10 protein-coding genes are annotated in these 11986 nt (G+C 57.1%); 6 read left to right on the top strand and 4 right to left on the bottom strand.

The window, feature by feature from the left end; genetic code table 11:
• The first annotated feature begins 62 nt into the window (after window positions 1-62).
• Entirely contained in the window at window positions 63-590 is a 528-nt protein-coding gene (locus HH1059_RS01265; RefSeq protein ID WP_096407407.1) for a glycine cleavage system transcriptional repressor, read from the top strand.
• Window positions 591-632: 42 nt separating this feature from the next.
• Window positions 633-1970, top strand: coding sequence for a PhoH family protein (locus HH1059_RS01260; RefSeq protein WP_096407404.1), 1338 nt, complete (start codon window positions 633-635; stop codon window positions 1968-1970).
• 276 nt (window positions 1971-2246) lie between these two features.
• Here the strand turns inward: HH1059_RS01260 and HH1059_RS01255 are convergent, their stop codons facing one another.
• Entirely contained in the window at window positions 2247-3335 is a 1089-nt protein-coding gene (locus tag HH1059_RS01255) for an AI-2E family transporter (protein WP_096407402.1), read from the bottom strand.
• A 258-nt stretch (window positions 3336-3593) separates the two neighbouring features.
• On the opposite strand from HH1059_RS01255, the gene HH1059_RS01250 reads away from it, so the two are divergent.
• From HH1059_RS01250 to HH1059_RS01240, 3 genes are all read left to right on the top strand, one after another.
• Window positions 3594-5051, top strand: coding sequence for a M48 family metalloprotease (locus HH1059_RS01250; protein ID WP_162549273.1), 1458 nt, complete (start codon window positions 3594-3596; stop codon window positions 5049-5051).
• Window positions 5052-5132: 81 nt separating this feature from the next.
• Entirely contained in the window at window positions 5133-6005 is an 873-nt protein-coding gene (locus HH1059_RS01245) for a poly(R)-hydroxyalkanoic acid synthase subunit PhaE (RefSeq protein ID WP_096407397.1), read from the top strand.
• Window positions 6002-7063 (top strand): alpha/beta fold hydrolase, encoded by a 1062-nt coding sequence (locus HH1059_RS01240; RefSeq protein ID WP_096407394.1) that lies wholly within the window; start codon window positions 6002-6004, stop codon window positions 7061-7063. Before HH1059_RS01245 ends, HH1059_RS01240 begins: the two co-directional genes overlap by 4 nt.
• 532 nt (window positions 7064-7595) lie before the next feature.
• On the opposite strand, the gene phbB is transcribed toward HH1059_RS01240, so the two are convergent.
• Both phbB and phaR read right to left on the bottom strand, forming a co-directional pair.
• Window positions 7596-8342 (bottom strand): acetoacetyl-CoA reductase, encoded by a 747-nt coding sequence (phbB, locus tag HH1059_RS01230; RefSeq protein WP_096407389.1) that lies wholly within the window; start codon window positions 8340-8342, stop codon window positions 7596-7598.
• Window positions 8343-8579: 237 nt separating this feature from the next.
• On the bottom strand, window positions 8580-9206 hold the full coding sequence (phaR, locus tag HH1059_RS01225; RefSeq protein ID WP_231901981.1) for a polyhydroxyalkanoate synthesis repressor PhaR: 627 nt from the start codon (window positions 9204-9206) through the stop codon (window positions 8580-8582).
• Window positions 9207-9356: 150 nt separating this feature from the next.
• On the opposite strand from phaR, the gene HH1059_RS01220 reads away from it, so the two are divergent.
• A complete protein-coding gene (locus HH1059_RS01220) occupies window positions 9357-10208 on the top strand; it encodes an HDOD domain-containing protein (RefSeq protein ID WP_096407387.1) in 852 nt (283 codons plus the stop codon).
• 177 nt (window positions 10209-10385) lie between these two features.
• Here HH1059_RS01220 and pabB read toward each other — a convergent pair whose 3' ends face one another.
• Window positions 10386-11801 (bottom strand): aminodeoxychorismate synthase component I, encoded by a 1416-nt coding sequence (pabB, locus tag HH1059_RS01215; protein WP_231901980.1) that lies wholly within the window; start codon window positions 11799-11801, stop codon window positions 10386-10388.
• Between the last annotated feature and the right edge of the window lie 185 nt (window positions 11802-11986).

The raw sequence follows: 11986 nt of genomic DNA, 5'->3' as shown, positions 1-11986 counted from the left end.
AAGGCATCACGCCATGATACAATGATCGGCGTACATTCACTGTTACGGTCGGCTGCATTGAGATGAAAAACCTTATTGTCATCACCGCCCTGGGCGAGGATCGCCCGGGGATAATCCGTAATCTATCCAGCGCCATCAGCGAAACCGGCAGCAACATCGAGGATTGTCGCCTGAGCATCCTCGGTAAGGAGGTTGCACTGATGATGATGGTCTCCGGACGCTGGAATGAGCTCGCCAAACTGGAATCCAGCCTGCCCAATTGTGCCAAACGGATGGGCATGGATATCCAGATCAGACGCACCGAGGCGCAAGAACAAGGCGGGCAGCTGTTGCCCTACTCTGTGGAGGTAATTGCACTCGACGCACCTGGTATCGTGGCGCAGCTGACCGAATTCTTCGCTAGCCGCGATATCAACATACGCGAGATGAACACCTCCAATTACACCACCTCCGGCACAGGTACCATCATGTTCTCCCTGCAGCTTACCATAGATGTTCCGGCTGGCATCCACATATCTACATTGCGCGACGAATTCATGAGCTTTTGCGATCAGCTCAACCTTGACTCCATCATGGAGCCTGCGAAATAGGTTATCTACGCTGCTGGCGATACATCCGAACAGGTAAAACTGATGACTAGTGAGCCACGGCCGAGAATCTACGTACTCGACACATCTGTGTTGGTCCATGACCCGACTGCCCTGTTTAGCTTTGAGGAGCATCACGTCTGTATTCCCGGCGCAGTACTCGAAGAGCTTGACTCAGCCAAGGAAGGGCTCTCTGAGGTGGCCCGTAACGCCCGCCAGGTAAGCCGTTTTCTTGATCAGTTACTCGCCGGCAGGACTCCTGCGCAGCTGTCCGACGGCCTCCCGCTAGGAGCGGGAGGGCCTGGCCAGCCCACCGGCCGGCTCTTTTTTGAGATCGAGCACCACACCCACGGCGATACGGCGATCCTTGCCGCTGCCAGAAGCCTGAACGCCAGGCAGGGTGAATTCGCCCCGGTGCTCGTTTCCAAAGATATCAATCTGCGCATCCGCGCCCAGGTCTCCGGCATAGCCGCCGAGGACTACGAGAGCGATCGTGCCATCGATGACATCGATCTGCTGCCCACCGGCGTGGCAGAGATCCCGGCGCAGACCTGGGAACAGGCGCAGCAACAGGGTGAGTGCCTGCGGCTGCCAGTGCCTCCCGGGGCAGCTTGGCGGGTAAACCAGTGCCTGTTTACAGAACGGGACAATTTCGAAGGCATTATCCGCTCTATTGCTGATGGTTGGGCGCTACTCGCCCCCCTGCGCGATTTCCGCGCTGCGCACTCGGTCTGGGGGATAAGAGGCCGTAACCGTGAGCAGAATTTCGCCCTTAACCTGCTCATGGACCCCGAGATCGACCTAGTAACCCTGCTCGGCAGCGCCGGCACCGGTAAGACGCTCTTGACCCTTGCCGCAGGCCTGAGTCAGACCATGGACGAGAACCGCTACCGCGAGGTGATCGCTACCCGAGCCACGGTGGCTATCGGTGAGGAGATAGGCTATCTGCCCGGCACCGAGGAGGAGAAGATGACGCCGTGGATGGGTGCCCTGATGGATAACTTGGAGGTCTTGGCATCACCAGGGGGAAGCAGCGGAGATTGGGGCCGAGCAGCCACCGCTGACCTGCTCCATTCCCGGGTGCGGATCCGTTCGCTAAGCTTCATGCGTGGACGCACCTTTCTGGAGAAGTTTGTTATCCTCGACGAGGCGCAGAACCTAACCGCCAAGCAGATGAAGACCCTCATAACTAGGGCCGGACCGGGGACCAAGGTTATCTGCCTGGGCAATATCGGCCAGATTGATACGCCCTACCTGACCGAATCCACCTCGGGGCTGACCTATGTCGTCGACAGGCTCAAGGACTGGCCGCACAGCGGCCACGTCACGCTGCAAAGGGGTGAGCGTTCGCGCCTGGCCGACTACGCCTCTGAGGCGCTATAAAGCACGTCCCTGCCTCCCTCTGAGCCACTTAGCTGCCCCGGTGTGGAGGACGCCGTGAGTCCACCCCTGGAGGCTTCATGGCGCCATCCCTGGCGCCAAGACCTCCACACCGGGACAACTAAATGGCTCAGGAGGGAGGCAGTAGCACCCTTAGGAACGCTGAGGGAGACCAATTTCGGCCACCCCGACACCAACCTGCAACCGAGGATCTAGCGGTGTAGGGCCGGCGCCATGCAGCCCCTGCATGAGGATTTACACCGCCCTATCAAACAGCCCTCAACTGGTTTGCACGGACCCCGCAGAGGAAGAATCTTCGCCCCCCTCTAGCGGCGGCGACTCAGATGCCGGCGATCGGCGCCGTGTCCAGGCCTTGATCACTGCCTGAATGAAGGTTGCCAATGGAATGGCGAAAAAGACGCCCCAAAAACCCCATATACCGCCAAATACCAGGATGGAGATTATGATTGCCACCGGGTGGATATTGACCGCCTCGGAGAAGAGGATCGGTACCAGGACGTTGCCATCGAGCACCTGGATTACCAGGTAGGCGAGGATGACGTAGAGGAACTGCTCGGACAAACCAAACTGAAAATAAGCGATCAGCGCCACCGGGACTGTTATCGCAAAGGCGCCTATGTAAGGGATTATTACTGACAGACCGGTTGCTACAGCGAGCAGCATGGCGAACTGTAGGCCAAGTAGTGAGAAAGTCACATAAGTCACCGCCCAAACAATGAGGATCTCAATGATCTTGCCCCGGACATAGTTGCCGATCTGCAGATCGACCTCGCCCCAGACCTCATAGGCAAGGGCACGGTGACGCGGCATGTGGTTGCTCAGCCAATCGAGCAACTTGCGCTTATCCTTCAAGAAGAAAAATACCAGGAACGGCACCAGCACCGCATATATAGCCAGAGTACCGAGGATAAAGAGCGACTGAACTGTGACAGATGCCACCACGCGTTGACCCCAGTCGGTTATCTCGCGCCTTGCCGCATCAAGCATCTCGCGGATCTGTGATTCGGAGAAGAGCTGCGGATAGTGCTCGGGCAGCTGCAGTAACAGCATCTGCCCCTGGGTAAGTATGGCAGGCAGTTGATCAACCAACTGCGCTACCTGCCTATATAACATAGGTATAAGGGCAAACAGCACCAGCACTAGAAAGGCCGTTAAAAAGAGTATAACCACTGTGACTGCCAATAGCCGTGGCACGCCAAACTTCTCAAAGGTACGCACCAATCCTTCGAGAAGATAAGCGATGACCAGCGCCGCTATAACCGGAGCCAACAACCCACCCAGGGTAATGAGCACCAGCAGCCCGGCTACAAGCAGGATTATGAAAGCCGCGATCTGTGGGTCGTCCATTGTCCTACGAACCCAGTTCCTGATCAGATCCACGCTATGGCCCTCCAGTTCAAGCGCTCTAATGATAAGGTGAAACCGGCTAACCTGTGCTACGGTCAAACGCCTAGGGATGTTGCCAAAAAAGGCCGGCAAGTCTCCCTGTGCAGCCGTTGTTGATGGCGCCTATACCAACCTACAGTACAGCGACACCGAAATTATGCAACTTACCCAGCAATGATCCAATGCATAAGCTCTAAACCAAGACCACGGTCACGCACATTGCCCGCAATACTCTGCCGTGCCGCCGGCAGCTTAGCATGCGCTATCCTCATCGCGCTGGCCGCGCAGCCCAGTGCCTTAGCCGAGCAGATCAGGCTCCCCGATTTGGGGCCTCCGGGTGGAGATACGCTGCCCATCCATAAAGAGCGCGAACTCGGTAGCGAAATAATGCGCAAGGTGCGCAGCCACATGAAGCTGCACAACGATGTCGAGATCAACCAATACATTCACGACCTAGGGCAGCGCTTGGCTGCTCACAGCAATGCTCCCGATTTTGGCTACCAGTTCTTTGTCGTCGAGGATGAGCAGATCAATGCCTTCGCCTTGCCCGGGGGCCACATTGGGGTCCATTCCGGGCTGATTCGCAAAACCGAATCGGAGAGCGAGTTGGCCGGCGTGCTAGCGCACGAAATAGCCCACGTCTCGGAACGGCATATCGCCCGCCAATTTGCTCAATCGCAACGCCTCAATCTGCAAACGGCGGCATCAATCCTAGCCGCCATCATCATCGGTGCACACAACCCGCAGGCCGGAACGGCAGCAGCCATGGCCGGTATAGCTGCCCCGATCCAGCAACAACTAGGCCACTCCCGGCAACATGAACGCGAGGCCGATCGGATTGGCATCCGTAACCTGGCCGCGGCGAACCTCGATCCTCACGGCATGCCGGTCTTCTTCGAACGCTTAGCCGAGTTTTCTCGCCACGCTGAGGAGGTCCCCGAGTACCTGCGTACCCACCCCCTGACCGAGGCGCGGATGAGCGAGGCGCGCAGCATAGCGGAGCGACTTGAGGGTGGTGATGTTTTTGAGAGCGGCCATCACCCCTTTATCCGCGCTCGCCTTGAGGTGCTGGCCAACCTGGATGGGCGCATTAGCGCCACGGCACGCATGGCCGATCGCCTCCACGAGGTGCACGACCCTAGTGCGCGCGCCGGTGCACTTTATGGCCTGGCCTTGGCCATCGCCTACGAACGGCGCGACTATGAGCAGGCCTTAGCCTTGCTGAACAACCTCCAGCAGATCGATGGTGAGAGGCTCTATGTGTTGCTCGGACGCGCCGAGATCCACCGCAAAGCAGATCAGCACCAAGAAGCACTGGCAATTTACCAGGATGCCTCATCCCTTTACCCTGGCAACAGGGCTGTCATTTTCCGCCATGCGGAGACCTTATTGGCCATCGATCAAGCCGAGCAGGCCCGCCGCATGCTTTCCCGCGCCACCCGCCAAAGTCATAATATTACTGCCGACTTGATGCGCCTGTATGCTGAAGCAGCCCACGAGAGTGGTAATCAGGCCGAGAGTCATATAGCGTATGCGCGTTATCACCATTTGCGCGGGGATATAAACATGGCGCTAGCGCAGCTCGAAAACGCCATACGACTCGACGACGACCGCTACCACCAGGCCAGGGCAAGCGCCCTCTACGAACAATGGCAGGAGCGTCACTCCGCGCGTTGAGTCTAGCGCAACGCCACATAGCAGCCTCGAGCGCCACTCCCGGCAAACCGCCGTAAGCAGCTGAGTAGCAGGTTAGAGAGAATGAACAGCCCGAGCAGTCATAGCAATGAGAAAGCTGACTGGGCCGCTGCACTTGAGGCGTTGGCTGAACTGTGGCAGGCTCTTTCACTCCCGGTCGAGCAACGTGAGGCAGCAATATCAAGGGCCTGCGAGCAACTCCAGGAGCATGTCGACCAATCCCTGAGCGCGCTGCTTAGCGCCGGCCACACCGCCCCGGATCAAATCAGCGCCTTGCTTGATGGCACCAGCCTAACCTCATGGCTTGAAACCTTAACCCGACTCGGCCCCCTACAATGCCCCCAACAGGATTCGCTTGCCCTAAGCCAGGCAGTTGAGCGCTACACCCGCGCCCAAGCACGCTGCACTGAACTGCTCCAGGCAAGCACCTACCAGGGCATGCAGAACTTTTACACACGCCTTTCAAAGGCATGCTCGACTGGCTCGGACGAGATGCCCAAGAGTCTGCGCGAACTCTATGAGCTATGGCTCAATGAGAGTGAACGCGCCTATGAGCAGACCCTCAGCTCCGAGCAATGGTGCGCTGCCTTTACCGAGCTTACCCACGCCGGCACCGAGTTGATTGCCCAATACCAACAGATCCTCGATAGCGGGCTGCGTTCCATCGATTTGCCCAACCGCACCGATTTCATCGATACGCAGCGCCGTGTGTATGAGTTAGAGAAAATCCACCAGCGACCCCCACCGACTGAGCAGGGATTCCCGGATTCTCAGACAGCGCGCTGCTCTCAGCACCCGGATAGTTATAGCGGACTCTGCCCGGCAGCCAGTCACCTCAGCGGCGAGTTAGAGCAGCTGCGCCAGGAGGTAGTAGAACTGCGCGCCGAAGTAGCGCAGTTACGCGATACCGGAGCGAACCAAAAAACCACCCAATGATAGCCCCAGATCAAGCCCAGCAAGAGATACAAGCGTGGCATCAGCGGCTGATCAGGGCTCTTGAACAAGCCCATGAGGCACAGGCCAAAGATACTGCAAGTGCTGGGGCTAGCACGCCAGATCAGCGCATAACAATCGGCAATCGCCTCCAGCTGCGGGTATTTACCCCTGAGCAGGAGCGCTCAACCCCGGTGCTGATTATCTACTCAATGGTCAACCGCCCATCCATTCTCGATTTGACCGCTCAACGTTCATGGCTACGCCCCCTGCTTGAGGCGGGCCACCCTGTTTACCTAACCGATTGGCAAGAGCCGTGCGGTGCTGATCGCTTTCTTAGCCTCGATGACCACCTTGAGCACTCCATTGGCGGCGCAGCTCAGTGTGTTCGAGATAGGCACGCCGGCCATCCCCCCAACATATTGGGCATATGCCAAGGGGGTACGCTGGCCCTCTGCCTAGCATCAACCCACGCGCACCTCGTCAACAGGATCGTTAATCTTGTTACACCGGTAGACTTTCACACTCCAGGTGATCAACTTAGCCGTCTCGTCCAGCAAATTGACTTTGAACGCATCATCAACACCCTTGGCAATGTCAGTGCTCATTGGCTCAATGCCGTATTTATAGCCCTTAAACCCTATCGCTTGCTTGGGCAACGCTATTTAGATTTCCCCGAGATTGCTGATAACCCCCAGGCAGTTGAAGACTTTGTCCGCCTGGAGCGCTGGATGTACGACAGCCCGAATCAGCCTGCCAGAGCGCTAGCCCAGTTTGCTACCGACTTTTACCAGCGCAATGCGCTTACCCAAGGCACTTTACGCCTGTGTGGCAAGACTATAGAGCTTGATAAGGTCAGCTGCCCAATCCTTAACATTTATGCTGAACACGACCATTTGGTACCGCCTGCAGCTGCACAGGCGCTTGGCAAGCATATCGCTAGCGCCAACTACCAGGAGATATGCTTTGCGGGGGGGCATCTTGGTGTTTTCATAAGCCGCCGAGCGCAGAGCGAGCTAGTGCCACAGGCATTAAGCTGGTTTGCTGCCACACGGAAATGAGGCCTGCTGGTGCAGCGCAGCACAGGATCTGCTTGCATAAGGCGACCTTTGCAGCGAAAATGCCTGACCTTGTGCTTGAGCGGGATCGCTCCGCAAGCGCTATGGATTACACAAAAAAAGAACCCCCTCAGGAGAGGGGGCTAAGCTTGGCGACGATCGGCTTCCCCAAAGTAGGGAAGCGCCGCCAGGAGGAGATCAGTCACAAATAATAAAAACTCTTCGCTAGCACTCGCCAAAGCAACCGGCTGAGTGCACTTCCAAAGGGAGCCCGCGCTCCCTTTGTTTTTGTCTTTAATTGCTGCTGTGCAGCATGATAGCCGATTCATGTTTTAGTGTCAATCAGTTTTTTGCTCGCAGCCACGAACTCGCAATGCAACTTCTAAGCTAGCACCTCTGCTCGTTAGGCCGACTGCCTAGATGGCGCCCGCCAGGGAGTGGCATGACACCCATCTGGGCGCCACGACCCCCTGCCGAGCCGCATGTAAGACGACAGAAGGGGCCTAGAAACCGCCTATCTGCAATGACGAGTGAACTAGAAGCTACAAAACTGCGCCCCGTTAACCGGGATATTGGCCCCATTTATATAGGCCGACTCATCGGCGGCCAAGAAGACGATGACACGAGCAATCTCTTCGGGCTTAGCCATCCGCCCTGCGGGAACCTGAGCGATGATCTGCTGGCGGACTTCGTCGGCAATCGCGGCAGTCATGCTTGTCTCAACATAACCGGGCGAGACGGTATTCGCCGTGACGCCTTTGCGGGCGCCCTCTTTGGCCAGTGCCATGGTGAACCCGTGCATACCCGCCTTGGACGCCGAGTAGTTAGACTGACCAAACTGTCCCGTCTGGCCATTAACTGAGGAAACGTTGACGATCCGGCCGAAGCCACGCTCGCGCATACCAGTGACAAACTGGCGGGTAACGTTAAAGACGCTATCCAAGTTGACCTTAATGACAGCGCTCCAGTCTTCGGCAGCCATCTTGTGCAGAAAACCATCGCGGGTTATACCGGCAAGATTGACCAGCACATCCACCGGGCCGTGCTCACGCTCAACCTCGGCAGCCATCCGCTGGCAGGACTCATAGTCAGCGACATTGCACTCAACGTAGCCGACCTCATGCCCCTCTTTACGCAACTGAGCCTGCCAGTCGGTTATATTCTCGGCCTCGGCATCCATGCAGGTGGTTACGACGCGATAACCTGCACTGGCTAAAGCGATACATACGGGAGTCCCGATCCCCCCATTACCTCCGGTCACTAAGGCAACTCGACCTGTCATAACTATTACCTCTCTATTCAACTTTAGGGATAAGCCCCTAACCAAGTGGCTGGGCACAGGCCCGGATTGTACGTTGTAACAGCGATCAGCAGCCAGCCTGTGCTGCAGTATCTGTCAACGCTTTTCGATTGGCTCCCTGATAAGCGCACAAAAGACTGCACAGAAACCTATCGGGTAGCCTCAGGAACTCTCTTACTGCCCCACTCCCGCACTCGACACTCCAAGAAAACCCCACAGCTATGAGTTACTACTGCCTTTAGAACGCTGCTCGCTACCAGACTGCCGCGCATTGCCAGCCCTCTTACCGCTCTTGCCAGCGCTCTGGCCGGAGCCAGAAGCACCTCCAGCGCTCGGCTCGCCGGTGCTGCTGTTGCTGCCATTGCCATCAGATTTCGCTGAGCCAGCCGAACCTGAGCCCCCGCCCCAAGACTCCCACGACTCGAATCCACCCATCTGGCGCCACATCTGTAAATTGCGTTCGGCTATTTGAGTCATCAGGTTGACCGGGTTGTGGTCGATTAGCTCGCGGGTGCGCTCGTGGAATACACGCTGTTGATCGGCCCACAGCTCCAGGCTTTTTTCCAAGTAATTAGTCAGCATGTTCTGCATATTACCGCCATAGGAGCGGATCAACTGAGCGAGCAGTTGACTGGAGAAGATCGGCTCCCCCCCTTCCTCTTCTTCACTGATAATTTGCAGTAAGATGGTACGAGTAAGATCCTCACGGGTCTTGGCATCGACAACCTGGAACTCGACCCCGTCAAGAACAAGATTCTTGACGTCTGCTAAGGTGATATAGCTCGATATTGCTGTATCGTATAGCCGACGGTTAGGGTATTTTTTGATAATTCGCGATTCAGTCATAGCTTGACACTCCGAGCAAGGCATAAGCACGTTAGGTTGGCCGATATGTTATGTCAAGTTGCAGCACTAATTGGGGCTTCTCCGGCAAAACACAATCAACCACATGGTTTTTTTGATTAAAGACAACTCTCCCTAACGGCGGCTATTCAAATGTCCGATAAGAATGCTCAAAAAACCCTTGAAACACAGCTTAGCTCAGGGCAAATCCTGCCAGCTTTGCCCTATGTAGCTCACGACATTATTGTCAGCACTAGCTCCAATGATGTCGACATATCCCACGTAGCCGAGACCCTCTCACGCGAGCCGGGGCTGTCAGCTCGGGTCGTGGCGGTCGCCAATTATGCATTCTTCACCCGCCGCGAGACAGTCTACTCGCTGGAGAGCGCTATCATGCGCATAGGCATGAACCGTGTCCGTGTTCTTGCGACCTCCTTAATCCTGAACAAACTGTTCAACACCAAGAATTGCCCGGAGTTTCACCTGCAGCGGTATTGGCTCGATGCGATTTCTACCGCCTTTGCCGCCGCCCGCCTAGCACCCCACTACTGCCCGGGATACAGCACCGACGCCGCCTATCTCGGTGGTATGCTGCACAGCATAGGTCTACCTCTGCTAGTGCACACCTTCCCCTCCATCCTCAATCAAGCGCTTGCCGAACACAACCAAAAACCTGAGACATCGCTGTCGCATTTGATTTATCAAGCCTTAGGCAGCGACTACTCCGACGCCGGGGGAATTCTATTACGTGAGTGGGGGCTACCCGAACCGATCATCGCCGTCGCCGCCAACAGCCACAGCCCCGGCTATGCCGGCCCCCATGCCGAACTCGTCGCGGTTGTCCACTTCACTCATGAGTGGCTCAAGAACGGCTACGATGCCAGTCAGATAGATACTACCCTGCACCCGGATCAGGCCCTGCTCCAAAGGATCGCCAAATCCTGTGCCGCCGAGGAAGAGTCCTTGGCAGCCTTTGCTGAACTGCTTGCCCAAAGTGACGACTAAAATAGGGCGAGTTTTTTCGCTCGCTATGGGGAACCTCTAAAACTTCGCCGGCGCCACCGTCCGCCCCGGTGTGGAGGTCTTGGCGCCAGGGATGGCGCCATGAAGCCTCCAGGGATGGATTCACGGCGTCCTCCACACCGGGGCGGATGGTGGCGCCGGCGAAGTTTTAGAGGCCGCCTATGCATTCCGTTTTTTATCCTCGCTGGACTGAGCCAAACGCAAGAAGGCATAGGCTTTATCCACTGTCTCCTGCAGCTCGGCATCGAGCGTCGAATCGACAACCACGCCGCCACCCGCCCAATAGGTTACCTGTCCCCGCTCACATATTGCGGTACGGATGGCTATGTTGCTATCCATCCGGCCATCAAAGCCGATGTAGCCGATTGAGCCGCAGTAGACCCTACGCGGCCCCGGCTCCAGTTCATCGATTATCTCCATGGCCCGCCGCTTAGGCGCACCTGTTATTGAACCCCCGGGCAGACAGTCGTGCAGCAAAGCGAGCGGCGTGTAACCTGCGCCCAACTGACCTGTTATCCGGCTAACTAAATGGTGAACGCTGGCGTAGCTATGTACCTGGCACAGCTCGGTTGTTTTAACGGTGCCGAACTTACACCCTTTGCCTAGGTCATTGCGCAGCAAATCGACGATCATGACATTCTCAGCCCTATCCTTGCTGCTGCAGCTGAGCTCACTGATGTAGTCCTGATCCTGCTCGCGATTTATCCCCCGTGGGCGCGTCCCTTTGATCGGCTCAGTGACCACCCGGCGCTGGGCATCAACACTCAAGAACCGCTCCGGGGAAAAGCTCAACAGGTCTGAACGCGGCGAGCGCATCCAAGCCGCAAAAGGGGCTGGGGAACAAGCGCGCAGAGCCAGATAGGCGCTTTGCGGGTCGCCACTGAAAGGCGCAGTAAACCTGCGGGCTAGATTGACCTGATAACAGTCGCCGGCGTGAAGATACTCCTGCACCCGTCTAAACTGCTCCGCATAAGCTTGCGCGGTCGGCTCAACGAGGACCTCGCCCTCCAGCCGAAAAGGCTGATAGCCCTGGCACTCGGTGCCCTCCCGACTACTCAAGCTAGAGTATTCGCCCAGCCTATCCCGCACGAGCGCCAGCCAATCGTGGTCAAGCCTTCTGCCGACAGCAACCGAATATCGCCTTAAGTGATCCGTGACTATGGCGCACTCGTATATGCCAACCGCCATTTCAGGGCGGCCCTGTTCTCCCTGACCGGCACCAATCCCCAGCAGCCGGCGACCTAGATCGTAGGTGAAATACCCCAGCGCACCGCCGACGAAGGGCAAGTCAGGATCGCTGGTAACCTCACCAAACTCACTGAGCAACTCATCTAGATGCTCCAGCGGGTTGCCGGAGGCGTAGCGAACCGCTGAACCTCGAGCCAGCCGGGTAACGCCGCCGCTCATAACCAGAGTGGCGGCGGGGCGCGCGACTAGGATGTCGAAGCGTCCGCTACCCTGCCCAGGGTGGCCTGAGTCAAGCCATGCCGACCACTGCTCCCCGCCTAGAGCATGCAGCGCGGCCCCCGGCTCAGCGATGTAGGGCATAGCCTGATAATCTAAGGTCGCTGACACGGTCACTTTACCGTTCCTGCACAGTTGAGGGTCGCGGAGCACGAATGGTTGTGAGAGGCTCGCCGCTGACTAAACGCCTGGGTCAACCCATAGGTCAAACCGCGGGTCAACCCCTGGGTTAGCCCAGGGGGCAGCAGAGCTTGTCGTAGCTCTCTCTTGGTTGCCAAATCGCTTTTCATGATATC

The sequence above is a fragment of the Halorhodospira halochloris genome (assembly GCF_002356555.2).
Lineage (GTDB): Bacteria > Pseudomonadota > Gammaproteobacteria > Nitrococcales > Halorhodospiraceae > Halorhodospira > Halorhodospira halochloris.
Note: the sequence above shows the minus strand (reverse complement) of the source record. Positions and strands in the feature narration are given on the sequence as shown.